Raw genomic sequence first — 25,119 nt, 5'->3', positions numbered from 1 at the left:
CGGGCCTACATCGCGGAGCATTCCGGCCGGCTGACCCACGTCTCGGTCGCGGCTCGGGACATCCGGTCGTGGGTGACCCGACTGGGCGAACCGGCCGACTGGGCGTTCGGCCTGCCCGTGACGGCTCCCGCCCGGCTGCTGTGGGCGGATCCGCGCTGGCGGGCCCGGATCGACCTGCCGGTGCTCTGCCAGCCGGCCGACGAGCCACGGCTGGAGGAAATGATCGCCAGCCTCGGCAAGGTGGCCTCGGCCCGGGACGCCGACGACCGGCTCGGGGTCCGGCTGGCCGCCGCCGACCTGGCGCGGCTCTGCCCCTCGGTGCTGCGACTGGCCAATCCCTCCGTACGGGTGGTGTCCCGCCGGTCGGCGTTCACCGCCGCGCTCGACCTGCCGGTGGCACCCGCCGGCTACCGCGAGGCCATGCTGCGCTGTCTCGGGTTGCGGCCCGGCTCGACCCGCCAACTGTGGGCCGCCGCGGCCCGCCTGGTGGCCGGCACCCTCCCGTTGATCCGCCCGTACGCCGCCGAGGTGGCGGAGGTCGGCGGCGCGGACCTCGCCGCCGCCCTGCTCGACGGCCGGTTGGACCGCTACGTGGCCCAGCTGGGCCACCCCGTGGTCCCGCCCCAGCACACCGGCCAGGAGTCCGCCGCCGTGCCGTCGCCAGGTCGCGAGTCGACCGGGGCGGTGCCGTCCGACGGTCGGGAGGCCGCTGGGGTACCCGCTCCGCGTGCGGAACAATGGCTAACTGTGCCCGTACCTGACGCGCCGGTGACCGGCGCCCACCGCGAAGGTCGCCCCCGCCCGGCGGCCCGGACCGGCCGTCCCGGCTCGACCCGGCGATCGCCGCCCGGCTGCGCCGGACCCCCGACGGCCTGGTGGCCGCCGTGGTCCGTCAGCACGACAGCGGTGAGGTGCTGATGGTCGCCTGGATGGACGACGAGGCCCTGCACCGCACCCTGACCACCGGCCGGGCCACCTACTGGTCGCGCAGTCGCCGGGAGTACTGGGTCAAGGGCGCCACGTCGGGCCACCACCAGTACGTCCGCTCGGTCGCGCTGGACTGTGACGGCGATGCCGTGCTGGTCAGCGTCGACCAGGTGGGTGCCGCCTGCCACACCGGGCAGCGCACCTGCTTCCATACCGAGCTTCCGGTCACCGGCGAGGTGACCTCATGACCGACGGTCGGGTGAGCCCCGACGAGACCACCTTCACCGAACTGGCGGCCCGCTGGCGGGTGGTGCCGGTGACCCGCCGGCTGCTCGCCGACGCGGAGACGCCGGTCGGGGTCTACCGCAAGCTCGCCGGTGGCCCCGGCACCTTCCTGCTGGAATCCGCCGAACAGGGCGTCGGCTCGGCGGGGCTGGCCTGGGCCCGGTACTCCTTCGTCGGCGTACGCAGCAGCGCCACCCTTGTCGAACGGGACGGCGCGGCGGCCTGGCTCGGCACGCCCCCGGCCGGACTGCCGACCACCGGCGACCCGGTCGAGGTGCTGCGGGCCACGGTGGCCGCGCTGGCGGGCCCGCCCGGCGACCCGCAGGGCGGGATGCCGCCGCTGACCGGGGGCATGGTCGGCTACCTCGGTTACGACCTGATCCGGCGCTTCGAGCGGCTGCCCGCGCTCACCGAGGACGACCTGGCCGTACCCGAACTGGGCATGATGCTCGCCACCGACCTGGTGGTGCTCGACCACTTCGACGGCTCGGCGATCCTGGTCGCCAACGCGATCCTGCCCCCGCAGGACGAGCCGGGCCGCGAAGCGCTGGTCGCCGCCGCGTACCACCACGCGGTGGGTCGGCTGGACGCGATGACCACCGCGCTGTCGCGGCCCATCCCGCCGATGGTCTCCACGGTGCACCGCCCACCCGTCGGCGAGGTGCGCAGCCGTACCCCCGACGGCGGCTACCCCAAGGCGGTCGAGGCGGCCAAGGAGGCGATCCGGGCCGGCGAGTGCTTCCAGATCGTGCTGGCCCAACGCTTCGAACGGGACACCGCCGCCGACCCGCTGGACGTCTACCGGGTGCTGCGTACCACCAACCCCAGCCCCTACATGTACCTTCTGCGCTTCGACGACTTCGACATCGTCGGTTCGTCGCCCGAGGCGCACCTGAAGGTGACAATCGAGGAGAGCGGCGAGCGGCGCGCCCTGCTGCACCCGATCGCCGGCACCCGCCCGCGCGGCGCGACCCCGGAGGCCGACGCCCGCCTCGCCGCCGAACTGCTCGCCGACCCGAAGGAACGGGCCGAGCACGTCATGCTCGTCGACCTGGGCCGCAACGACCTGGGTCGGGTCTGCCGGCCCGGCACCGTCGAGGTGCCGGAGTTCGCCACCATCGAGCGGTACAGCCACGTCATGCACATCGTCTCGACCGTGGTCGGCACCCTGCGCGAGGACCGTACGGCCTTCGACGCGCTGGCCGCGACGTTCCCGGCGGGCACCCTCTCCGGCGCCCCCAAGGTGCGTGCCATGGAGATCATCGAGGAACTCGAACCGGTACGCCGGGGCCTCTACGGCGGCACGGTCGGCTACTTCGGCTTCGGCGGCGACCTCGACATGGCCATCGCGATCCGGACCGCCCTGATGCGCGCCGGCCGCGCCTACGTCCAGGCCGGTGCCGGCGTGGTGGCCGACTCCGACCCGGCCGCCGAGGACCAGGAGACCCGCAACAAGGCCGCCGCGGTACTGGCAGCCATCGCCGCCGCCGAAACCCTGAGAGCAGCCCGATGACCGCCCGACGTGAGTTGGCGTACGCCGTGCTGCTCTGCCTGGCGGGCGCGGGGCTGGCGCTCTGGGCGGTGACCCGCACCTGGGTGGTGGACTCCACCACGTCGTCCGCCCTCGACGAAGGGGGTACCGGCGCCCGACTGCTGCCCTGGCTGCCGGCGCTCGCCCTGGTAGGGCTGGCCGGCGGGGGTGCGGTGCTGGCCACCGGAGGTTGGCTGCGCCGGGTGCTCGGTGCGCTGCTGGCGCTGTTCGGCCTCGCCCTGGCCGGCGGTGGTGGCTACGGGCTGCTGGCGGACCTCGGTGACCAGGTCAGTTCGCAGTGGCCCGCGCTCACCCTGCTCGGTGGCCTGATGGCGACGGCCGGCGGGGCGCTGACCGCGCTGCGCGGAAACCGTTGGCCGGCGATGAGCGCCCGCTACGAACGCCGATCGCGGCGGGACGCCGACACGTCCGGCCCCATCCAGGGTGCCGGCACCGTGGACGCCTGGGAAGCACTGGACCGGGGCGAAGACCCCACGGTGCGCTGAGCGCGGTCAGGCCCTGCGGGCGTCAGGCCACTCGATCCCAGATCGAGCGTGACCATGGGAAGCTGCCGCGGTCGGGTGGGCGACCTTTGAGTGGCGGGTGCGGCCGGGCTGGTCAGCTGACGGGTTGCCGGTCGCGGGTACGGGCGGCGGCGAGTTCGGCGACCAGCTGGTCGAGGGCGGCGCGCTGGTCGGCGCGGGCACGGTCGGCGCAGATGGCTTCCCAGGCGTTGCCCTGTGCGGTCCGGATCCGGGTCGGACCGACCACGGCGCGCTCGACCGTGTGGACGACACCGACGGCGAGCGACGCGACGGTACGCGAGATGGTGGTGAGTCCGATGGTCTGGTGCGGCGCGGAGGAACTCATGAGAACCCCGAAGAGATCGTCGTGGTAGAGGGGCAAGCGCGTCATTGAGTCTGCCCGAGAACGATGCTGCGCGGCTCACGTTTCGTAGTGATGACTGCAACGTCAACTCTGCGGTAGCTGCCCTGACCAGGCAAAGGGCCGTTCGTCCTTGAGGTAGCTCACAGCATCGACGGCGGTCATCGCGGGTGGTGGGTTCCCGTCGGCCGAGCCTGCGCATGGGCATCTGTCGATGTGGTGGTGACGTAGAGTCACGGTACGTTTGCGCAAGTCGGCCATTATGCCCGAGCCATTTCGTGAGGAGCGCCATACCCCCGGCGGGCGGTGCCTGGCAGAGCCACCTAGCATCGGCCCATGACACCCGGAGAGGGGAGTCCGTTGGTGACTGCTGAGCATGCGCACGCGGAGGGGGACAAAGCCGGTTCTCCGGCCGCCCCGACAAGCGTGCTCGACGAGATCCTGGCCGGCGTCCGCGAGGACGTGGCCCGGCGGCAGGAGCAGGTTCCGCTGGAGCGGATCCGCGAACTCGCCGCCGCCGCCCCACCGCCGTTGGACGCGTACGCGGCCCTGCGGCGGCCGGGCGTCGCCGTCATCGCCGAGGTGAAGCGCTCATCGCCGTCCAAGGGCCAGTTGGCGGAGATCGCCGACCCGGCCGAGCTGGCCGGCGAGTACGCCGCCGGTGGGGCCCGGGCGATCAGTGTGCTCACCGAAGGGCGCTGGTTCGGTGGCTCGCTGGACGACCTCGCCTCGGTGCGGGCCGCGGTGAACATCCCGGTGCTCCGTAAGGACTTCGTGGTCTCCAGCTATCAGGTGCACGAGGCCCGTGCGCACGGCGCGGACCTGGTGCTGCTGATCGTCGCCGCGCTGGAGCAGAACGTGCTGGTCGGCCTGCTGGAGCGGATCGAGTCGCTGGGCATGACCGCGCTGGTCGAGGTGCACGACGAGGAGGAGGCCGACCGGGCTCTGGAGGCCGGTGCGCAGGTGATCGGCGTCAACGCCCGCGACCTGCGTACCTTGGAGGTCGACCGGTCGGTGTTCGAGCGGATCGCACCGGGGCTGCCGAGCAGCGTCGTCAAGATCGCCGAGTCCGGCGTACGCGGTCCGCACGACCTGATCCGGTACGCCTCCGCGGGTGCCGACGCGGTCCTGGTCGGTGAGGGCCTGGTCACCAAGAAGAGTCCCCGCGAGGCGGTGGCCGAACTGGTCAACGCCGGAAACCACCCGGCCACGCCCCGTCCGGTGCGCTGACGTCGTACCGGTTGTCCTTCGAGGGGGAGGTTCCCCGATGAGCGCAGGTCACGGCAGGAGCACCGCGGAGTCGGCCGGCCCGGCGGCGCAGTTCCCGGACGCCGCCGGTCACTTCGGTCGTTTCGGCGGGCGGTTCGTGCCGGAGGCGCTGGTCGCGGCCCTGGAGGAACTGGACGTCGCACACCGTACGGCGATGGCCGACGAGGCGTTCCGCGCCGAGTTCGGCGCGCTGCTGCGCGACTACGCGGGCACCCCGTCGCTGCTGTACGAGGCCCGCCGCTTCTCCGCCCGCGCCGGTGCCCGGGTGCTGCTCAAGCGCGAGGACCTCAACCACACCGGCGCGCACAAGGTCCGCAACGTGCTCGGCCAGGCGTTGCTCACCCGGCGGATGGGCAAGAAGCGGGTGATCGCCGAGACCGGCGCCGGTCAGCACGGCGTCGCCACCGCCACCGCGGCCGCCCTGTTCGACCTCGACTGCGTGGTGTACATGGGTCAGGTCGACACCGAGCGGCAGGCGCTGAACGTGGCCCGGATGCGGATGCTCGGCGCCACCGTCGTCCCGGTCACCACCGGCAGCCGTACGCTCAAGGACGCGATGAACGAGGCGATGCGCGACTGGGTCGCGAACGTCGACGACACGCACTACCTGATCGGCACCGCCGCCGGCCCGCACCCGTTCCCGGCGCTGGTCCGCGACTTCGTCCGGGGTATCGGCGACGAGGCCCGGCAGCAGTGCCTCGACCTGACCGGCGCGCTGCCGGACGCAGTGACCGCCTGTGTCGGCGGCGGCTCCAACGCGCTGGGCATCTTCCACGCCTTCGTCGACGACCCGCAGGTGCGGCTGTACGGCTTCGAGGCCGGCGGCGAGGGGGTGGCCAGCGGCCGGCACGCGGCCAGCATCACCGGTGGCTCCGCGGGCGTCCTGCACGGCACCCGCACCTACGTGCTCCAGGACGCCGACGGGCAGACGGTCGAGTCGCACTCGATCTCCGCCGGCCTGGACTATCCGGGTGTCGGCCCGGAGCACGCCTGGTTGCACGACACCGGGCGGGCCAGCTACCTGCCGATCACCGACGACGAGGCGATGGCGGCGTTCGAGCTGCTCTGCCGTACCGAGGGCATCATTCCGGCGATCGAGAGCTCGCACGCGCTCGCCGGCACCCTGGCCATCGCCGGGAAGCTCGCCGCCGAGTTGGGTCGGCAGCCCACCATCGTGGTCAACCTCTCCGGCCGGGGCGACAAGGACGTGCACACCGCCGGCGGGTACTTCGGCATCCTGGACGGGGAGTCGGCATGAGTGAGCAGCAGAGCCGGATCGGGGTGGTCTTCGACAAGGCGCGGGCGGAGGGCCGGGCGGTGCTGATCGGCTGCATGCCGGCCGGATTCCCGACCGTCGAGGGCAGCATCACGGCGATGAAGGCGATGGTGGCGGCCGGGGTCGACGTGATCGAGCTGGAGATCCCGTACTCCGACCCGGTGATGGACGGCCCGGTCATCCAGCGGGCCAGCGACATCGCGCTGGCCGGGGGCGTACGCACCCGGGACGCGTTGCGGATCATCGAGGAGGTCACGGCCACCGGCGCGCCGGTGGTCACGATGACCTACTGGAACCCGATCGAGCAGTACGGCGTGGACGCGTTCGCCCGGGATCTCGCCTCGGCCGGTGGCACCGGACTTATCACGCCCGATCTGATTCCCGAGGAAGCCGGCGAGTGGCTCGCCGCCTCGGACGCCCACGGGCTGGACCGTACGTTCCTGGTCGCGCCCTCGTCGACGGACGAGCGGCTGGCGATGACTGTCGAACACTGCCGCGGTTTCGTCTACGCCACCGCGCTGATGGGTGTGACCGGTGCCCGGACGCAGACCTCGGAGGCGGCGCCCGTGCTGGTGTCCCGGGTCCGCAAGGTGACCGACCTGCCCGTCGGCGTCGGCCTCGGGGTGGGCACCGGCGCCCAGGCGGCCACCGTCGCCGGCTACGCCGACGGCGTGATCGTCGGCAGCGCCCTGATCCGTTGCCTCCTCGACACCCCCGACGAACCCACCGCCCTCACGGCCCTGACCACCCTCACCACCGCCCTGGCCACCGGCGTCCGCCACCCCGCCACCCCCTAACCCCGCACCCCTTTTCTCGCCGATCATGCACTTTTGGTCGCACATATGCCTGAAATGTCAGGGTTTGTGGAGGCGGGAAGTGCAAGATCGCGGGGAGTGGGGTGGGTGTGGGGGTGGTCGGGGTGGTGGGCCGGGGTGACGGGGGAGGGGTTGGCAGCGGTAGGGTGCGCGCGTGAGTCTCGCCTCGCCGACGTACCTTGCCGCCATCCCCAGCCCGAGCACCGCCGTGTGGCACCTCGGGCCGATTCCCCTGCGGGCGTACGCGCTGTGCATCATCGCCGGCATCGTGGTGGCCTGCTGGGTCACCGACCGGCGACTGCGCCAGCGTGGGGTCGCTCCCGGCGCGGTGCTGGACATCGCCCTGTGGGCGGTGCCGGCCGGCATCATCGGCGCCCGGATCTACCACGTGATCACCTCACCCGCGGCGTACTTCGGCACCGGCGGTGACCCGATCAAGGTCTTCTACATCCACGAGGGTGGGCTCGGGATCTGGGGCGCGGTCGCCGGTGGCGCGGTCGGCGCCTGGCTCGCCGCCCGGCAGTTGGGCATCCCCTTCGCGGTGGTCGCCGACGCGCTGGCACCCGGCCTGCCCCTGGCGCAGGCGGTCGGCCGGCTCGGCAACTGGTTCAACAACGAGCTCTACGGCAGCCGGACCGACCTGCCGTGGGGCCTGGAGATCCACCGGATGGACGGCGGGCAGGCGCTGCGCGACGAGGCGGGCCGGCCGATCCTGGAGGAAGGGCTCTACCACCCGACCTTCGCCTACGAGGCGCTGTGGAACGTCGGCGTCGCGGCGCTTGTCTTCTTCCTCGACCGCAAGCTGCGGCTCGGCCGAGGCCGGGCGTTCGCGCTGTACGTGATGGGCTACACCGCCGGCCGCTTCTGGATCGAGATGATGCGCACCGACGAGGCGAACACCATCCTCGGCGTACGCCTCAACGTCTGGACCGCCGCGCTGGTCTTCCTCGGCGCGCTGGCGTACTTCCTGCTGGTCCGCGGCCCGCGCCAGTACCTGATCCCGATCGGCGCCTCCGTCGCGACCTCGACGGCGGCCTCCGACGTCTCCCAGGTGGACCTGTCCGCCCGGCAGGCGGGCGAGCAGCCGGTCGCGCCGGAGGGCTACCGGGTGGTCAGCGAGGAGCAGTTCCGCCACTGGCAGGAAACCGGCGAGGCGCCACCCGAGCCCACCGGCACCGACGATCCCGCTACGGGCACCACCACCGACGCTTCCGGAACGAGCACCACCACCGGTGCTTCCGGGACGGGCACCGCCTCGACCGGCGATGCCGCGACGGGTGAGTCGGTGACCGCCGCGGGCCGGTCCGACGATGCGGCCACGGCCGAGGAGCGGCCAGGCGACGCGGCCACCGACGGTGGTGCGGCCGCGTCGGCTCGGCCCGCCGAGCGCGACAGCTGAACGAGGGGGCGGTATGCGGACCGCGGTGGTGGTCGGCGGCGGGTTGGGTGGCCTCGCGGTCTCGGGTGCGCTGGCCCGATCCGGCTGGCAGGTCACCCTCCTGGAGCAGGCCGACCGGATCCGCCCGGAACCGACAGCCGTCGTGCTCTGGCCGAACGGGGTCCGCGCCCTCCGTGCCCTCGATCTCGGTGCCGGCCTGGACGCGGTCGCCACGGCGCTGCCCGATGGTGGGGTACGCCGTCCCGACGGTCACTGGCTGGTCCAGCCGCGTCCGGTTCCGGTCGAGCGGCTGCCCGTCGTGGTGCACCGGGAGGACCTGCACGACGCGTTGATCGCAGGGCTGGGTGACCGGGTCGAGCTGCGCACCGGGGTGACCGTACGAACGGTACGAGCGGCACCCGGTGCCCGCCCGGCGGTCGGCGACGGCCGGCACCTGTACGAAGCCGACCTGGTGGTGGCGGCGGACGGCGTCGACAGCGTGATCCGTCGTCAGCTCGCCCCCGGAGCCAACGTGGTCAGCTCCGGATGCGCCGCCTGGCGGGCGGTGATCCCCTGGTACCGGGCACCCAACCTGTCCGAGTCGGTCAGCGGCGAGATCCTCGGCGCGGGTTACCGGTTCGTGGCCGCCTCGCTGGGTGAGCGGGGCTCCTCCGGCGCTTCCAGCCGGGGCGGCATCTACTGGATGGCCACCGCCGCGGGCGCTGCCCGACCCGAGCCGCCGCAGACCCAGTTGGCGCTGCTGCGCCGTTGGTACGCCGGCTGGCCCGGGCCTGTCGAGGAGTTGCTGGCCGCCACCGAGCCCGACGACCTGGTGCAGCAGGAGATCCGTGAGCTGCGCCCGTTGCCGAAGGCGTACGGCTTCCCGCTCGGACCGGGCGGGGTGGTGCTGCTCGGCGACGCGGCCCACGCCATGCCGCCGCATCTCGGCCAGGGAGCGTGCCTCGCGTTCGAGGACGCCGCGACGCTCGCCGCATTGCTACGTGAGTCCACGCTGCCCGACGCGGTGCTCGCGTACGACCGGGCGCGTCGCCCCCGCGCGGCCGCCGTGGTCCGTCAGACCCGTCGGATGTCCGCCGTGCTGCAGACCCGGGGCCGACTGGCCCTGCGCGCCCGTGACGTCGCCCTCAACACCATCACCCCGCGCATCCTCGGCACGGCCGCCACCGTAGCCGCCCAGTGGCGCCCCCCACCCCCCTAACCCCACCCTTCCCTCCCGCCCCCTCCCTTCCCTTCCCTCCCCGCTCGCCGCCGCCCCGTACCCTCGCCCCTCTCGCGGCGTCGATCATGCAGTTCTGGTCGGCACAAAGGGTGGCATAACGGGATGAAGGGGTGACCGAAAGTCCATGATCGCGGGGGCGTGGCGGGCTCGCGGCGGACTGCGTCCGCTCACCTGCACCCTGACCGCTCGTGCGGCGTCGATCATGCGGTTTTGGTCGGTGCAAAGGGTGGCATAACGGGATGAAGGGGTGACTGAAAGTCCATGATCGTGGGGGCGTGGCGGGCTTGCGGCGGATTGCGTCCGCTCACCTGCACCCTGACTGCTCGTGCGGCGTCGATCATGCGGTTTTGGTCGGTGTAAAGGGTGGCAGAACGGGATGAAGGGGTGACCGAAAGTCCATGATCGCGGAGTGCGGCGGGGCTGGGGTGGCGCGGGAGAGGGCGTGGGGAGGGGGCGTGGGGGGAGGGAGGGAGGGCGGCGGGGTGGGGGTCAGGGTGGGGGGATGGTGGGGGGTTCGGCTATGCAGGCGGTGCCTATGCGGCGGAAGCCGGCGCGGAGGTAGACGCGGGCTATCTCGTCGCTGCCGGCGGAGAGGAAGATCACCTCGACACCCTCGGTGAGCAGGGCATGGGACAGGGCGGCGGTGACGGCGGTGGCCAGTCCGCGGCGGCGGGCGCTGGGCAGGGTGGCGACTCCGGCGATCTCGGCGACGTCGTCGACGCGCATGGCCATGCCGCTGGCGAGGGCCCCGTCCTCGGGCGTCTCGGCGAGGGCGGCGAGGCGGCTGCCGTCGGCGATGCGGGTCAGCTCCTCGTCCAGGGCCGCGACCTCCAGGCCGTACAGGGCGGTGTCGCGCTGGGCCGGTCCGGCTTCGCCGCGGCTCGTGCCGGGGGCGGCGAAGCCGATCGCGGCGACGGCCCGGCGGGCGGCCACGTCGGCGGCGGTGGGCGGTGTCGAGGCGGTCAGGAGTCGCACCGGTACGTCGGTGAAGGTGGTCGGGTCGGCCAGGGTGGTCGGGTCGAGCACCAGCAGCGGGGCCTCCAGCACGGCGAGGCCGGCCGAGCGGGCCACCGTGAGCAGGTCGGGGTTGATCTCGTGCACCCATTCCAGGGTTTCGGGCAGGCCCAGTTGGCGTTGTCGGGCGCGAACCGCGGTCAGATCGGCCAGCGACGGGGACCGGTCCGCGCCGCGACGAGGGCGGGCGTAGAACGGCCATCCACTGCCTTCGCGGACGAACAGGACGCAACTACCGTGATCCTCCGCGCGAGCGGCGTCTCGCGGCACAGCGTCATAAAATTGTTCCAATCGGCCCAGCAGGTCAGCGTGGTCTGCATCCACCCGGCGAGACTACCTGTCCCAGAGTCTGGACGGTGTGATCAATCTGCACTGGCCCTGCGTACCCAGCCCTAACGTAGACTCAGAAGTCCGTGTAGAGGGCCGACGTCGTCCCGACCATGATCCACCCTGAGTGACGACAGGAGGCCCGGTGGCCTTTGCGTACCCACACCGCCCCCAGCCGGCACCGCAACACCCCCAGGTGACGTCCCCCGCCGGCCTTTACGACGCCGCCCACGAGCACGACGCCTGCGGTGTTGCCTTCGTGGCCGACCTGCACGGTCGACGCTCCCATACGGTGGTCGCCAACGGTCTCGGCGCCCTGTGCCGGTTGGACCACCGGGGTGCCCGCGGTGCGGAACCGAACACCGGTGACGGCGCGGGCATCATGATCCAGGTGCCGGACGCGTTCCTGCGCGCGGTGGTGGACTTCCCGCTGCCTCCGGCCGGCGAGTACGCCACCGGTCTGGTCTTCCTGCCCGACGACGACGCCGGCGAGGCCCGTGCCCGTCAGGTCGTCGAGAAGTACGCCCTGGTCGAGGGGGCGGAGCTGCTCGGCTGGCGGGACGTGCCGGTCGACCCGTCCGACCTCGGCGCCACGGCGCTGGCGGCGATGCCCCGGGTGCGGCAGCTGTTCCTCGCCGCCCGTCGGCTCACCGACACCCCGGCCGGCCCGGCCGGCTCCCCGCTGCGCGGTCTGGAGCTGGAGCGGGTCGCCTTCTGCGTACGCAAGCAGGCCGAGCGGGAGTCCGCCGAGCGCGGCGTGCCGGCGTACTTCCCGTCGCTGTCCGGGCGGACCATGGTCTACAAGGGCATGCTCACCCCGGACCAGCTGCCCGCCTACTATCCGGACCTGACCGACGAGCGGGTGGACAGCGCCATCGCCCTGGTGCACTCGCGCTTCTCCACCAACACGTTCCCGTCCTGGCCGCTGGCGCATCCGTACCGGTTCATCGCCCACAACGGTGAGATCAACACGATCCGGGGCAACCGGAACTGGATGCAGGCCCGCGAGGCGTTGCTGCGTACCCCGGAACTGTCCGGCAACATCCGTCGGGTCTTCCCGATCTGCACCCCCGCCGCCTCCGACTCGGCCAACTTCGACGAGGTCCTGGAGCTGCTGCACCTGGCCGGGCGGAGCCTTCCGCACGCGGTGCTGATGATGATCCCGGAGGCCTGGGAGAACGACCCGGACATGGCCGCCGACAAGCGGGCCTTCTACCGGTTCCACGCCAGCCTGATGGAGCCCTGGGACGGCCCGGCCTCGGTCGCCTTCACCGACGGCGAGATCGTCGGCGCGGTGCTCGACCGCAACGGCCTGCGGCCGGGCCGCTGGTGGCAGACCGCCGACGGGCTCGTCGTGCTGGGCAGCGAGGCGGGCGTGCTCGACCTCGACCCGGCCACCGTGGTCGCCAAGGGTCGCCTCCAGCCCGGCAAGATGTTCCTGGTCGACACCACCGCCGGTCGGATCGTGCACGACGACGAGATCAAGACCGAGTTGGCCGCCGCCCAGCCGTACGCCGACTGGCTGCACGCCGGGCTGATCGAGCTGGACGACCTGCCGGCCCGCGAGCACCAGGTCTACACCCACGATTCGGTACGCCGCCGCCAGCTGACCTTCGGCTACACCGAGGAGGAGCTGAAGATCCTGCTCGCCCCGATGGCCCGTACCGGCGCGGAGCCGATCGGCTCGATGGGCACCGACACCCCGATCGCCCCGCTGTCCACCCGGCCCCGGCTGCTCTACGACTACTTCCATCAGCTCTTCGCCCAGGTCACCAACCCGCCGCTGGACGCCATCCGGGAAGAGTTGGTGACCAGCCTGGCCATGACCATCGGCCCGGAGGGCAACCTGCTCGACCCGGGTCCGGCGAGCTGCCGGCAGATCGTGCTGCCCTACCCGGTGATCGACAACGACGAGCTGGCCAAGATCCTCAGCATCGACGAGGACGGCGACCTGCCCGGCTTCAAAGCGGTACGGGTCTCCGGGCTCTACCGCATCCGCGACGGCGGCGCCGGGATCAAGGCCCGGCTGACCGAGATCTGCCGGCACGTCTCCGAGGCCATCGAGGACGGCGTACGCATCCTGGTGCTCTCCGACCGGGACTCCAACGCCGACCTGGCCCCGATCCCGTCGCTGCTGCTCACCGCGGCGGTGCACCAGCACCTGGTCCGCGAGCAGACCCGCACCCAGGTGGCGCTGATCGTGGAGTCGGGCGACTGCCGCGAGGTGCACCACGCGGCGGTGCTGATCGGCTACGGCGCGGCGGCGGTCAACCCGTACCTGGCCTTCGAGTCGGTCGAGGACATGATCTCCACGGGCGCGCTGGCCGGCGTCGAGCCGCGCGCCGCGATCCGCAACTACGTCAAGGCGCTCGGCAAGGGCGTCCTGAAGATCATGTCGAAGATGGGCATCTCAACGGTGTCGTCGTACTGCGGCGCGCAGGTCTTCGAGGCGGTCGGGCTGGACACCCGCCTGATCGAGCGCTACTTCCGGGGCACCCCGAGCACGATCAGCGGCGTCGGTCTGGACGGCATCCACGCCGAGGTGGCCGCCCGGCACGCGCTGGCCTGGCCGGCACCCGGCCTCACCGCAAGCGACCGGCTGCCGGTGGGCGGGGAGTACCAGTGGCGTCGCGAGGGTGAACTGCACCTGTTCAACCCGGAGACGGTCTTCCTGCTCCAGCACGCCACCCGCAGCCGCCAGTACGACGTGTTCCGCAGCTACACCGCCAAGGTCGACGAGTTGGCCGCGAAGGCCGGTTCGTTGCGCGGGCTGTTCCGGCTGCGTACCGGTGAACTGCCGCCGGTGCCGATCGAGGAGGTCGAGCCGGCCAGCGAGATCGTCAAGCGGTTCGCCACCGGCGCCATGTCGTACGGGTCGATCTCGGCCGAGTCGCACGAGACCCTGGCGATCGCGATGAACCGCCTCGGCGGCAAGTCCAACACCGGTGAGGGCGGCGAGGACGTCGACCGGCTGCACGACCCGCTGCGTCGCTCGTCGGTCAAGCAGATCGCCAGTGGCCGGTTCGGGGTGACGAGCGAGTACCTGGTCAACGCCGACGACCTGCAGATCAAGATGGCGCAGGGCGCGAAGCCCGGCGAGGGTGGGCAGCTGCCCGGCAACAAGGTGTGGCCGTGGATCGCCCGGACCCGGCACGCCACCCCCGGCGTCGGTCTGATCTCCCCGCCGCCGCACCACGACATCTACTCCATCGAGGACCTCGCCCAGCTGGTGCACGACCTCAAGTGCGTCAACCCGGCCGCCCGGGTGCACGTCAAGCTGGTCAGCGAGGTCGGTGTCGGCACGGTCGCCGCCGGCGTGGCCAAGCTCAAGGCCGACGTCATCCTGATCTCCGGCCACGACGGCGGCACCGGCGCGTCCCCGCTGAACTCACTCAAGCACGCCGGCACCCCGTGGGAGCTGGGCCTGGCCGAGGCGCAGCAGACGCTGCTGCTCAACAAGCTGCGCGACCGGGTCACCGTGCAGGTCGACGGCCAGCTCAAGACCGGTCGGGACGTGATCGTCGCGGCGCTGCTCGGTGCCGAGGAGTTCGGCTTCGCCACCGCCCCGCTGATCGTCTCCGGCTGCATCATGATGCGCGTCTGTCACCTGGACACCTGTCCGGTCGGCATCGCCACCCAGAACCCGGTGCTGCGGGAGCGGTTCACCGGCAAGCCGGAGTTCGTGGAGAACTTCTTCCTCTTCCTCGCCGAGGAGATCCGCGGCTACCTGGCCGAGCTGGGTCTGCGCAGCATCGACGAGGCGATCGGCCGCACCGAGCTGCTCGACGTGGCACCGGCGATCGAGCACTGGAAGGCCGGCGGGCTCGACCTGCACCGGGTGCTGCACCTGCCGCAGCTGCCCGATCAGACGGCGCGTCGGGGCGTACGCGCTCAGGATCATGGCCTGGAGCTGGCGCTGGACAACCAGCTCATCGCGCTGGCGGAGCCGGCGCTGCACGGCGACGGCGCGCCGGTGCGGGCCGAGGTGACGATCCGCAACGAGCACCGCAGCGTCGGCGCGATGCTCGGTGGCGAGGTCACCCGCCGCTACGGCGGTGCCGGGCTGCCCACCGACACCATCGAGTTCACCCTGCGCGGCACGGCCGGGCAGTCCTTCGGGGCGTTCCTGCCCCGCGGGGTCACCCTGCGGTTGTACGGCGACGCCAACGACTACGTCGGCAAGGGACTCTCCGGTGGGCGGCTGATCGTCCGGCCGGCACCGACGTCGCCGTTCGTCGCCCCCGACGCCGCACCGGGTGGCCGTGCCGAGGACCAGATCATCGCCGGCAACACCATCCTGTACGGCGCCACCGGCGGCGAGGTCTTCCTGCGCGGTCGGGTGGGGGAGCGGTTCGCGGTCCGCAACTCCGGTGCGGCAGCCGTCGTCGAGGGCGTCGGCGACCACGGCTGCGAGTACATGACCGGCGGCACGGTGGTGGTGCTCGGCGCGACCGGGCGCAACTTCGCCGCCGGCATGTCCGGCGGTACCGCCTTCGTCTGGAATCTCGACCGGCGGCGGGTCAACACCGAACTGGTCGACCTGTCCGCGCCCAGCGAGACCGAGCGGGCCCGACTGCACGAGCTGGTGCAGCGGCACTTCGCCGAGACCGACTCGGCGGTCGCCGAACAGCTGCTCAAGCGCTGGCCGGAGGCGGTGGAGGAGTTCACCGCAGTGGTACCCCGGGACTACCGCCGGGTCATGGAGATCATGCAGGCCGCCGAAGCCGCCGGCCAGGACGTCGACGACGCGGTGATGAGCGCCCTGGCGGCGCCAGCCGCCACACAATCGCAGCCGGCGCCCACCGAGGCGTCGCAGCCGGCGCCCACCGAGGCGTCGCAGCCGGCGCCCACCGAGGCGTCGCAGCCGGCGCCCACCGAGGCGTCGCAGCCGACGCCCGGTGAGGTGTCGCTGGCACCCGCGAACCGGGTGGTCGCCCAGGAGGTGGCTCGTGCCTGACCCGAACGGTTTCCTGCGCTACCCCCGCCGGGTGCCGGCGCGCCGGCCGGTGCCGGTGCGCATCAGCGACTGGCGGGAGGTCTACCCACCGGCCGGTGAGGAGCTGATCCGCGAGCAGGCGGCCCGGTGCATGGACTGCGGCATCCCTTTCTGCCACAGCGACACCGCCGGTTGCCCGCTGGCGAACCGGATCCCGGACTGGAACGACCTGGTCCGCACCGGCAACTGGGACGCGGCGGTGGAGTCGTTGCACGCCACCAACAACTTCCCCGAGTTCACCGGTCGGCTCTGCCCGGCGCCCTGCGAGGCCGCGTGTGTGCTCGGCATCGCCGGGGGTGACCCGGTGACCATCAAGCAGGTCGAGGTGGAGATCGCCGACGCCGCGGTGGCCCGGGGGCTGACCCCGCGTGCGGTGCCGCCGCCGACCGGGCGGTCCGTCGCCGTGGTCGGTTCCGGCCCGGCCGGGCTCGCCGCCGCGCAGCAACTGGCCCGCGCCGGTCACGCCGTCACCGTGTACGAGCGCGACGACGCGATCGGCGGCCTGCTGCGGTACGGCATCCCCGACTTCAAGCTGGAGAAGCGGCACATCGACACCCGGCTGGCCCAGCTCACCGCCGAAGGGGTGCAGTTCCGTACCGGGGTCAACGTCGGCGTCGACATCACCGCCGAGCAGTTGCGCGAGCAGCACGACGCGGTGCTGCTGGCCTGCGGTGCGTTGCAGGGCCGCGAGACCGACACCCCGGGCCGGCAGCTGCGGGGCGTACACCAGGCGATGGCGCATCTGGTGGCGGCGAACCGGGTGGTGGCCGCGGCCGGTGAGGGGCGGCCCGCCCTGGCCACCCTGGCCGACGGTACGCCTATCGACGCGGCCGGCAAGCACGTGGTCATCATCGGCGGCGGCGACACCGCGGCGGACTGCCTCGGGGTGGCCCACCGGCAGGGTGCGGCCGGCGTACACCAGTTGGACCTGTACCCGCAGCCACCTCGGGCCCGCGACGAGGCGCGCGACCCGTGGCCGACCTGGCCGTGGATCCTGCGCGAGTACGCGGCCCACGAGGAGGGCGGCGAGCGGGTCTTCGCGGTGGCGGTGCAGGAGTTCGTCGACGACGGCACCGGGGCGGTCCGGGCGGTACGCATCGCCGAGGTGACAGTCGAGAAGCGCGACGGCCGGCGGATCGTCACCGCCGTGCCGGGCACCGAGCGGGAGTTGCCCGCCGACCTGGTGCTGCTGGCGATCGGCTTCGAGGGCACCGAGGAGCAGCCGCTGCTGGCGCAGTTCGGGGTCGCCCGCAACGCCCGGGGCGCGATCGACTCGCGGGCCGACTGGCAGACCGGGTCCGACGGTGTCTTCGTCGCCGGTGACATGCACCGGGGCGCCTCGCTGATCGTCTGGGCGATCGCCGAGGGCCGGGCCGCCGCCGCGGCGATCCACACCTACCTCGGCGGGGTGGGCGCGCTTCCTGCGCCCGTGCACGCCGGCTCCCGCCCACTCGCGGTGTAAGGAAGGGCCCCCTCTTAACGTCTCATGTAGAGCAGGGGTCCCCTGTTAACAGCACACCGACGGCACCCGCCTGGATCAGGCGGGTGCCGTCGGCTATTCCCTTCATTCACTTGTTTCGATAGCATTACCGCCCAGTAACAACCCTTGGCCACGCGCGCGGTTCTCGGGCTCCACCATCACCCCCCTGTGGAGGTCCGTCCATGCCCCACCGTCCGCTGGCCCGCGCCCTCGCCGCGCTGGTCGCCCTCGCCACCGCCACCCTCGGCGCGCTGGCCGTCCCCGCCGCCGCCCAGGCAGCCGCCGCCCCCATCCACTACGTCGCCCTCGGCGACTCGTACTCCTCCGGGGTCGGCGCCGGCCCGTACGACCTGTCCACCTGCCTGCGCAGCCAGAAGTCGTACGCCCCACTGTGGGCCGCGGCCAACAACGTGGCCAGCTTCCGCTTCCCCGCCTGCGGCGGCGCGGTCACCGCCGACGTGCTCAACAACCAGCTCAGCTCGCTGAGCAGCACCACCACCATGGTCACCATCACCATCGGCGGCAACGACGCCGGGTTCGCCGACGTGATGACCAGCTGCCGCTTCGGCAGCACCTCCAGCTGCACCAACGCCGTCAACGAGGCGAAAGCCTTCGCCACCGGTACGCTCCCGGCCCGGCTGGACCGCACCTACGCCGCCATCCGCGACCGGGCCCCCAATGCCCGGCTGATCGTGCTCGGCTACCCGCGTCTGTTCGAGACCGGCTCGTGTGGTCTGCTGGCGATGAGCAGCCAGAAGCGCATTCTGCTCAACGAGGCCGCCGACGTGCTCGCCCAGGTGACCGCCGACCGGGCCGCCGCAGCCGGTGCCACCTTCGCCGACACCCGGCCCACCTTCGCCGGTCACGGCGTCTGCGCCGCCCAGCCGTGGATCCGCGACGTCACCGGCGTCATCGAGGCGTACCACCCGAACGCCGACGGCTACCGCCACGGCTACCTGCCGGCGCTCAACGCGGTCACCGGCTGACCGCCCACCCACGACGGCCGGCGGTCCGCGCCCGCGTACCGCCGGCCGACGTCGTCCACCGTGGAGCCGACACGTCCGGGTGCGGACACGTGCCCGCCTCGCCGCGGTCCGTTAGGGTTTCACCGACCAGACGGCCGTCGGCGGAGGGGCAGACGTTGGGCAGGCTCGCGTCGGCGTACGGGCAGGCGATCGGCGCACACCGGGCCGCCCGGGCCCACCTCGACGCCGCTCGGCACACGTTGCAGCAGAGCACACCCACCGCCCCGACGGTCGACCCCGACCTGCTGGCCCTGCTGGCCCGGGTCGGTGGCACCCTGGCCACCCCGACGCCGGGCACCCCGCTGGCCGGACAACCGGTGCCGGTACGCCTCGGCGAGGCGGTCACCGCCGGTGGCGGCTTCCCCGTCCTGGTGCCGCTCGGCGCCGGACACCACCTGGCCGTCGACACCGACGCCCGCGACCCGGCCGTGGCCGGACTGCTGCGCGCGGTCGTGCTGCGACTGCTCGCCACCGCCGCACCCGGCGGCGTCCGGGTCGCCGGGTGCGACAGCGCCGCCCTCGGCGCGACCTTCGGTCCACTGCGACCCCTGCTCGACGCCGGCGTCATCGACCCGCCGGCCACCACCGAGCCGGAGGTCGCCGCGCTGCTCGACGCCGCCGAACAGCACGCCCGTACCGCCCGGCAGGCCGCCCGGCCGGACCAGGACCTGCTGGTGCTGGTCGCCGCGTCGGTGCCGTCGCCACGGGACGCCGCCCGGCTCGCCGCGCTCACCCACGCCGGTCCGGCCGCCGCCGTCTGCGTCCTGCTCGCCGGCTGGCGGGCGGCCGGTCCGGGTGAGCCGGCGCCGCCGCTGGGCGCCACCACCGTGCTCCGGATGATCGACGGGTACGCCCGCGTCGGTGACCCGCCGCACGCACCGTTCAGCGCCGACGGCAGCGGCCTGGCCGTCCCGGTACGGCTCGATGGTGACCCGCCACCGGCCTCGGTCGCGGCGCTCGCCACCCACCTCGGCGAGGCGGCCCGCCGGGGCGCGACGATCGGCTTCGCCGACCTGCTGCCGTCGCGACGATGGGCCGCCTCGGCCCGCGCCGGACTGCGTACCGTGGTCGGTCGGGCCGGCCGCGAACCGTTCACCATCGCCTTCGACGACGCCACCCCGCACTGGCTGGTCGGCGGGCGCACCGGCGCCGGCAAGACGGTGTTCCTGCTCGACGTGCTCTACGGGCTGGCCGCCCGCTACGCCCCGAGCGAGTTGCAGCTCTACCTGCTCGACTTCAAGGAGGGGGTGAGCTTCACCGAGTTCGTCCCCACCGGCCGCGACCCGTCCTGGCTGCCGCACGCCCGCGCCGTCGGCATCGAGAGCGACCGCGAGTACGGCGTGGCCGTGCTGCGGGAACTGCGCCGCGAACTGCAGCGGCGGGCCACCGCGCTGAAACGTCACGGCGTCACCAAACTGGCCGACCTGCCCGCCGCCACCGCAGTGCCACGGATCATCGCCGTGATCGACGAGTTCCAGGTGCTGCTCGCCGGCAACGACCCGATCTCCCGCGAGTCGGTGGACCTGCTGGAGGAACTGGCCCGCAAGGGCCGCTCGTACGGCGTGCACCTGGTGCTGGCCAGCCAGAGCACGACGGGCATCGAGGCACTCTACGGCCGCGCCGAGGCGGTGTTCGGGCAGTTCGCGTTGCGGGTGGCGCTGCCCGGCGGCGGGGGAGTGCTCGACCCGCTCAACGACGCCGCGGCCACCCTGCCGGTCGGCTCGGCCGTGATCAACACCGCCGCCGGCGTGACCGGCGCGAACACGGTGATCCGCTTCCCCGACGCCTACGCCGCCGTCGACGAGTTGACCCGACTGCGGCACGAGCTGTGGCAGGCCCGCCCGTCGGATGCCCGGCCACCGTCGGTGTTCCGGGGCTACGAGACCGCCCGCGTCGAGGACGACGCCACCTTCACCGGCCTGCGCCCCGGCGGCCGACGCCCCCTGGCCCTGGTCGGCCGCACCGTCGACGTGGACGGCACCAGCGCCCTGTTCATCATGGACACCGCACCCGGCCGGCACCTGGCTGTGGTGGGCACCTCCGCCGCCGGTGCCGAGGTGCTGCGCGCCGCCACCCTGAGCCTGGCCCGGCAGCACACCCCCGGCGAGGCGACCTTCCTGCTCGCCCCGCTGGTCGCCGCCGCCGACCCGGCGGCCGACGACACCGCCGCCACGCTGACCACCGCCGGCCACCCCGTGGTACGCCTCGACGCCGCCGCCCTGCGCCGGCACCTCGCCACCCTGGCCGCAGCCGGCGGCCCCGGCCCGACCGCTGAACCGACGGTGGCGAGTGGATCGGCAGGGGACGCCGGGGCGGTCGGAAGCGACATGCTTGGTGCCGCGCCGGGGCGTAGCTACCTGGTGGTGTTCGGGATGGACGCGGCAGCCGGGCTGCTCGCCGAGTCCGATCCGGCCACCTTCCGTTCCGGCCACGACGACCTGCGTACCCTGCTGCGCCAGGGCCCCGGCCACGGGGTGCACCTGCTCGGCTGGTGGCGTGGGCTGCGCCGGCTCGCCGACGACCTCGGCGGGACGCAGAACCGCGACGACGTCGCCTGCCTGGTCGCGCTGAACGTGCCCGGCGCCGACCTCGGCCTGCACCTCGGGGTGCACGACCTGGCGTACATGCCCCGAGCCGACCGGGCCCTGCTGGTCGACCGGCACGATCAGCGGATCCGGCTGATCGTGCCGTTCGCTCGCGATGGGTACACCGCCGAGGGGCAGGAGTGAACGTGTCCACCTTCGACGAGTACGCCGCGCTGGTCCGTCACCTGTCCACCCAGCAGCGCGCCAGCGAACAGGGTGTCGCCGCCGACGAGCAGCGGCGACGGGACCTCGGCGCGACCGTGGAATACCTCGATCGTCGACTGCTCGCCCAGGGGCAGCGCCTCGACCAACTCGGCCGCACCATCGGCGTCACCTCGCCACCCCCCGGCCCATCGGGCACCGCGCCCACCTCCGGCCCACCGGGCAGCATGCCCACCTCCGGCCCGCCAGGTCCACCCGGCGTGCCCACCTCCGGTCCGCCTGCGCCGTCTGGTCACGCGGGAGCAGGTGGCTCGGGACCGGGGACGGGGTGGGACGGCGGCGCAGCCGCCGCGCCGGGGCGGTCGGGGGTCGGGGCGTACCCCCAGGTGAGTGTGGGGGAGGCGGAGCGGGCGTTGCCGGTGGCGGTGAGTGCGACGGCGGCCGGGGTGCCGGGGCAGCGGGCCGGGGAGGTCGATGCGGCGACGGAGCTGGAGATGGCCCGGCGGTGGGCCGACGAGGCCGACCGGTACGCGCAGCAGACGGAGGTGCTCGCCCAGCAGCCGGCGCTGCTGCCGACCTGGTCGCCGATGGCCCGGGCGTTCGCCGTCTACCTCGCGTTCGCCGCCGTGTCGGTGCTGATCATGCTGGTGATGGTGCTCGCCTCCGGGGTCGGCGTGGTCGGCGGATGGACGCTGTTCTCCTGGATGTGTGCCGGCCTGCCCGCTGCCTCGCTGATCGGTGGCTGGCTGGTGCTCGGCCGCTGGGGTCGGCCCGCCGTCGGCGCGATGACCGCACCCCGCTACCCGGTGATCGGCTTCCTGCTCTGCTTTCTCGCCGTCCCGCTCGCCTACTGCGGCTACCTCATCCTGATCCGCACCCTGCGGTGAACCTCCGCGCAGACCTTGGAACGTCAGCGCCCCTCCAGGGGCACTTTCGTACCAAGGTCTGCGCGGAGATTCAGGGTGTCGCGGCGGGTGCGGGAGTCTCGTAGGCTCCTCTGTGGTTGCTCGTGGTGGCGGAGGGTCAGGCGGGGGAGGGCTTGTGAGTGCAGCGGAGATGATCGTCAGGCTGGCGGCAGCGGCGCAGAAGCTGGACGAGGCGAAGGCGAAGACGGCCGCCGCCGCGCAGGACGCGGCCGAGGCACGGCAACTCGTCGCGGGCGCGTTGCAGGGCGTCGCCGCCGGGCCGCTGATCAACATGATCGATTCGTACCGGCAGGCGCTCGCGCAGGCCGCCCAGGGCGGTGAGCCCGCCAAGCAGCACGTCCAGGAAACCATCGCGAAGGTACGCGCACTGGGCAACTGACCGCCGACGGCGGGACGAGGGTGGAGGTGGCGCAGTGGGTGACGGCGGGATGCTTGACGGGTTCCACATCGGACATCTGCCGGGCGGGCTGGGCGATCTGGTCTCCGACTTCGCCAGCGAGTGGGAGGACGTGCAGATCACCAGCCGGATCTGGGAGCGGCAGACCGCCGACGGATACCGGGTGGATCTGCGGGTGCATGTGCTGCGCGGGCCGCGGCTGAGTGACCTCGACGGGCTACGTGCCTTCCTCGTCGACTATCACGAGCGGGAACTCGACGATTCGCAGTTGGTCGACTTCCCGCACCCCGACGGGCCCGGTCGGGCGACCGATGCGCAGGCGTTCTGGCTGACCGAGCCGGGGGTCGCGGTGACCGTGCTTGTCGACCCGGAACAGTTCGGTCAGGACGCCCTGCTCACCGTCGCGCATAGCGTCGTCCGGCCACGCGAGCAGGCGGGCTGAGCCGGGGCCGCAGTTCTGCTGCGGCCCCGCGGTGCGAGTCGGGGATCAGGAACCGGTCGGGCTCAGCGGAGCACCATCCGGAACGGGTATGACCCCGGTCGGGCCGACGTAGAGCAGCCGGTTCGGCGAGCTCTCCGGGTTGGGAATCTTGTTCCCGGTGGCGTTGCCCAGGATCACGTTGCCTACCTGCTGGGGGGTCAGGCCGGGGTTGTTGCCGAGGATCAGGGCGGCGGCACCGGCGACGTGCGGGGCGGCCATCGAGGTGCCGCTGGCAATGTAGGAGCTGTTGTCGCTGGTGTACCAGGCGGAACGGATTTCCTGGCCGGGGGCGAAGATGTCGGTGCAGCGGCCCCAGTTGGAGAACAATGCCCGGGTGTCGCCGATGGTGCTGGCGTTAACCGTGATCGCTTCGAGGACCTTGGCCGGGGTGTATTCGCAGGCGTCGGAGTTGTTGTTACCCGAGGAGATCGTGTACAGCACGCCTTTCAGGATGGAACCCCGGATCGCGTTCTCCAGGGTGAGGTTGCTGCCTTTGGCGCCGAGACTCATGTTCGCCACCGCCGTCGTCCTGGTCACGTGTTGAGCGGTCACCCATTCGACCCCGGCGATGATTCCCGCGATAGCACCCACTCCGCCGCAGCCGAGGACCTTGACCGCGACCAGTGACACGCTCTTGGCAACTCCGAATGCCCTGCCACCGAGGGTGCCTGCGACATGCGTACCGTGGCCGTTGCAGTCGGTGTTGATCCCGTCCCCGGTGGTGTTGATACCCCAGACCGCCCGGCCGCCGAAATCGGCATGCGTCGTCCGGATCCCGCTGTCGATCACATACGCCCGCACCCTGTTCGTCGCGTCCGGGTACATGTACGTGTTGTCGAGCGGCAGATGTCGCTGATCGATCCGGTCGAGCCCCCACGACGGCGGGTTCGTCTGGGTGCCCGTGAGCCGGACCTCGACGTCCTGCTCGACGTACGCCACTCCCGGCTGGGCGGCGAGCCGACGCGCGTCCGCCTCGCTCATCGTGCCGGCGAACCCATGCAGGGTATGCGAGTAGGTGTGCGTGACCTTGACGTTGTATGTGGTGGTCAACTCGCGGGTCAGCGCCTGGGTTTTCATGGCGGTGTCGTCCTTGAGCACCACGAGGTAGCTGTCCGGAATGGCATTCGGGTTGCTGGCGCCGAGAATGTTGCCCTCGGCTGCGGCCGCCGGTGACGGGGCCACCGAGACCAGTAGGGCAGTCGCCATTGCAATCGCCACTGAGCTGGCGGAACGCCGTCGCCAGGCTTTTCCGGCATCGTTCATGGTGATTCCTCCCATGCTGACGCTGAGTGTGGGACCCCGTCGAACATGCAGAGCGCCATCTGCCGCGCAAGAATAACGAAATCTATCCGTAACCGTCAATTAGTTGAATCGAGATAGCCTGCGTGGGCTAGCGTCTGGAGGAATTGCCCATTAGCTCGCAAACCTGTTTTAGTCGCGATAATGCATGGTAGGCCGCATCTTCAATTCGGGTCGAGGAATTGCGGTCGTGCGACTTGCGCAATGCACAAGCGCTACGCCGACGGCTCGTACCGGTCCTCGGCGGCCTCCGACAAATGACACCGGACGATCGCCCGGCAGGAGGTGGCCAGCAACAACCCGATGCCAGCCGCCATGATCGGCAGCCCGACACCGAAGGACCGCTCGGCCACCGCATTCAGGCTGCTCTGTTCGCCCAACATCGCGAAGCTCGCCGCCACCACCGCAAGCGCGTTGACCAGGGTGCCCACGGCGGCCACCATGCCGGTCATCGCCGCCACCACGCTCCGCCCTGCCCACAGTGCCGCCCCGGCAGCCAGCAGCAGCCACGCGAAGGTGATCAGAGTCCAGCCACCCCCGCTGCTGAGCGACGCGTACTCCCAGCCGGAGAACGACCACATAGCCCGGTTCCTCTTGAACCAGGGCATCAGGTATCCGACGAGAGTGACCAGAGTGGCCACGAGCATGCCCGTGTCGACGGCGACCAGCCGAAGCGATGAGGTCTGCGGTGTCGTGGACATGATCCTCCTCGTCATCGAATTACGGAGCAGCATCGTACGCGCGCTCCATGATCGCGACTTGGTCGCGCGTGGTCCCGACGTCTGATGGGAACACTGTGGACACCGCCCTGAAAACGTTGC

Annotated in this window: 18 protein-coding genes and 2 pseudogenes; 16 read left to right on the top strand and 4 right to left on the bottom strand. The window is 72.2% G+C overall.

Annotated elements, in window-relative coordinates; genetic code table 11:
• Positions 1-219 precede the first annotated feature (219 nt).
• The 4 genes and pseudogenes from VAB18032_RS32145 to VAB18032_RS21590 form a co-directional block, all read left to right on the top strand.
• Positions 220-453, top strand: a pseudogene (locus tag VAB18032_RS32145) (phosphoribosyl-AMP cyclohydrolase); the annotation flags it as partial.
• 294 nt (positions 454-747) lie between these two features.
• Positions 748-1,175 (top strand): annotated as a pseudogene (hisI, locus tag VAB18032_RS21600) (phosphoribosyl-AMP cyclohydrolase).
• Entirely contained in the window at positions 1,172-2,725 is a 1,554-nt protein-coding gene (locus VAB18032_RS21595; protein WP_013735048.1) for an anthranilate synthase component I, read from the top strand. Before hisI ends, VAB18032_RS21595 begins: the two are co-directional and overlap by 4 nt.
• Entirely contained in the window at positions 2,722-3,249 is a 528-nt protein-coding gene (locus VAB18032_RS21590) for a Trp biosynthesis-associated membrane protein (RefSeq protein WP_013735047.1), read from the top strand. Before VAB18032_RS21595 ends, VAB18032_RS21590 begins: the two co-directional genes overlap by 4 nt.
• Positions 3,250-3,361: 112 nt before the next feature.
• On the opposite strand, the gene VAB18032_RS21585 is transcribed toward VAB18032_RS21590, so the two are convergent.
• Positions 3,362-3,613: a hypothetical protein gene (locus tag VAB18032_RS21585; RefSeq protein ID WP_043721515.1), complete on the bottom strand. Its 252-nt coding sequence runs from the start codon at positions 3,611-3,613 to the stop codon at positions 3,362-3,364.
• Positions 3,614-4,054: 441 nt separating this feature from the next.
• On the opposite strand from VAB18032_RS21585, the gene trpC reads away from it, so the two are divergent.
• From trpC to VAB18032_RS21560, 5 genes are all read left to right on the top strand, one after another.
• The gene (trpC, locus tag VAB18032_RS21580; RefSeq protein ID WP_013735045.1) at positions 4,055-4,858 is read left to right on the top strand and encodes an indole-3-glycerol phosphate synthase TrpC; all 804 of its coding nucleotides are present in this window, start codon (positions 4,055-4,057) and stop codon (positions 4,856-4,858) included.
• 37 nt (positions 4,859-4,895) lie between these two features.
• Positions 4,896-6,155 carry a tryptophan synthase subunit beta gene (trpB, locus tag VAB18032_RS21575; protein WP_013735044.1) on the top strand — a complete coding sequence of 420 codons (1,260 nt, stop codon included), beginning with the start codon at positions 4,896-4,898 and terminating at the stop codon, positions 6,153-6,155.
• Complete coding sequence (gene trpA / locus VAB18032_RS21570; protein WP_013735043.1) at positions 6,152-6,970, top strand: tryptophan synthase subunit alpha; 819 nt, start codon at positions 6,152-6,154, stop codon at positions 6,968-6,970. Before trpB ends, trpA begins: the two co-directional genes overlap by 4 nt.
• A 172-nt stretch (positions 6,971-7,142) precedes the next feature.
• Entirely contained in the window at positions 7,143-8,387 is a 1,245-nt protein-coding gene (gene lgt / locus VAB18032_RS21565; protein WP_013735042.1) for a prolipoprotein diacylglyceryl transferase, read from the top strand.
• Positions 8,388-8,400: 13 nt separating this feature from the next.
• On the top strand, positions 8,401-9,585 hold the full coding sequence (locus VAB18032_RS21560; RefSeq protein WP_013735041.1) for an FAD-dependent oxidoreductase: 1,185 nt from the start codon (positions 8,401-8,403) through the stop codon (positions 9,583-9,585).
• 510 nt (positions 9,586-10,095) lie between these two features.
• On the opposite strand, the gene VAB18032_RS21555 is transcribed toward VAB18032_RS21560, so the two are convergent.
• On the bottom strand, positions 10,096-10,890 hold the full coding sequence (locus VAB18032_RS21555) for a GNAT family N-acetyltransferase (RefSeq protein ID WP_013735040.1): 795 nt from the start codon (positions 10,888-10,890) through the stop codon (positions 10,096-10,098).
• Between the two features lie 202 nt (positions 10,891-11,092).
• Between VAB18032_RS21555 and gltB the strand changes: the two genes are divergently transcribed.
• From gltB to VAB18032_RS21520, 7 genes are all read left to right on the top strand, one after another.
• Positions 11,093-15,904 (top strand): glutamate synthase large subunit, encoded by a 4,812-nt coding sequence (gene gltB, locus VAB18032_RS21550; RefSeq protein ID WP_013735039.1) that lies wholly within the window; start codon positions 11,093-11,095, stop codon positions 15,902-15,904.
• Complete coding sequence (locus VAB18032_RS21545) at positions 15,897-17,405, top strand: glutamate synthase subunit beta (RefSeq protein WP_013735038.1); 1,509 nt, start codon at positions 15,897-15,899, stop codon at positions 17,403-17,405. The genes gltB and VAB18032_RS21545 overlap by 8 nt, the downstream gene beginning before the upstream one ends.
• A gap of 200 nt (positions 17,406-17,605) precedes the next feature.
• On the top strand, positions 17,606-18,409 hold the full coding sequence (locus tag VAB18032_RS21540; protein ID WP_013735037.1) for an SGNH/GDSL hydrolase family protein: 804 nt from the start codon (positions 17,606-17,608) through the stop codon (positions 18,407-18,409).
• Between the two features lie 155 nt (positions 18,410-18,564).
• On the top strand, positions 18,565-21,177 hold the full coding sequence (locus VAB18032_RS21535) for an FtsK/SpoIIIE domain-containing protein (RefSeq protein ID WP_013735036.1): 2,613 nt from the start codon (positions 18,565-18,567) through the stop codon (positions 21,175-21,177).
• Between the two features lie 2 nt (positions 21,178-21,179).
• Positions 21,180-22,082: a hypothetical protein gene (locus VAB18032_RS32975; protein ID WP_043725300.1), complete on the top strand. Its 903-nt coding sequence runs from the start codon at positions 21,180-21,182 to the stop codon at positions 22,080-22,082.
• Positions 22,083-22,236: 154 nt separating this feature from the next.
• Complete coding sequence (locus VAB18032_RS21525; protein WP_043721505.1) at positions 22,237-22,500, top strand: DUF6244 family protein; 264 nt, start codon at positions 22,237-22,239, stop codon at positions 22,498-22,500.
• 34 nt (positions 22,501-22,534) lie between these two features.
• Positions 22,535-22,960, top strand: a complete 426-nt coding sequence (locus VAB18032_RS21520; protein WP_013735033.1) for a hypothetical protein — start codon at positions 22,535-22,537, stop codon at positions 22,958-22,960.
• 45 nt (positions 22,961-23,005) lie between these two features.
• Here VAB18032_RS21520 and VAB18032_RS21515 read toward each other — a convergent pair whose 3' ends face one another.
• Both VAB18032_RS21515 and VAB18032_RS21510 read right to left on the bottom strand, forming a co-directional pair.
• On the bottom strand, positions 23,006-24,361 hold the full coding sequence (locus VAB18032_RS21515) for a S8 family peptidase (protein WP_232510841.1): 1,356 nt from the start codon (positions 24,359-24,361) through the stop codon (positions 23,006-23,008).
• Positions 24,362-24,513: 152 nt separating this feature from the next.
• A complete protein-coding gene (locus VAB18032_RS21510; protein ID WP_013735031.1) occupies positions 24,514-24,999 on the bottom strand; it encodes a hypothetical protein in 486 nt (161 codons plus the stop codon).
• Positions 25,000-25,119 lie beyond the last annotated feature (120 nt).

Origin of the sequence: Micromonospora maris AB-18-032 (genome assembly GCF_000204155.1) — a bacterium.
Lineage (GTDB): Bacteria > Actinomycetota > Actinomycetes > Mycobacteriales > Micromonosporaceae > Micromonospora > Micromonospora gifhornensis.
Note: the sequence above shows the minus strand (reverse complement) of the source record. Positions and strands in the feature narration are given on the sequence as shown.

Coding starts and splice junctions, on each gene's coding strand:
- VAB18032_RS21590 (WP_013735047.1), top strand. CDS start 2,722: ATGACCGCCCGACGTGAGTTGGCGTACGCCGTGCTGCTCTGCCTGGCG.
- trpB (WP_013735044.1), top strand. CDS start 4,896: ATGAGCGCAGGTCACGGCAGGAGCACCGCGGAGTCGGCCGGCCCGGCG.
- VAB18032_RS21540 (WP_013735037.1), top strand. CDS start 17,606: ATGCCCCACCGTCCGCTGGCCCGCGCCCTCGCCGCGCTGGTCGCCCTC.
- VAB18032_RS21560 (WP_013735041.1), top strand. CDS start 8,401: ATGCGGACCGCGGTGGTGGTCGGCGGCGGGTTGGGTGGCCTCGCGGTC.
- trpA (WP_013735043.1), top strand. CDS start 6,152: ATGAGTGAGCAGCAGAGCCGGATCGGGGTGGTCTTCGACAAGGCGCGG.
- VAB18032_RS21585 (WP_043721515.1), bottom strand. CDS start 3,613: ATGAGTTCCTCCGCGCCGCACCAGACCATCGGACTCACCACCATCTCG.
- VAB18032_RS21510 (WP_013735031.1), bottom strand. CDS start 24,999: ATGTCCACGACACCGCAGACCTCATCGCTTCGGCTGGTCGCCGTCGAC.
- VAB18032_RS21595 (WP_013735048.1), top strand. CDS start 1,172: ATGACCGACGGTCGGGTGAGCCCCGACGAGACCACCTTCACCGAACTG.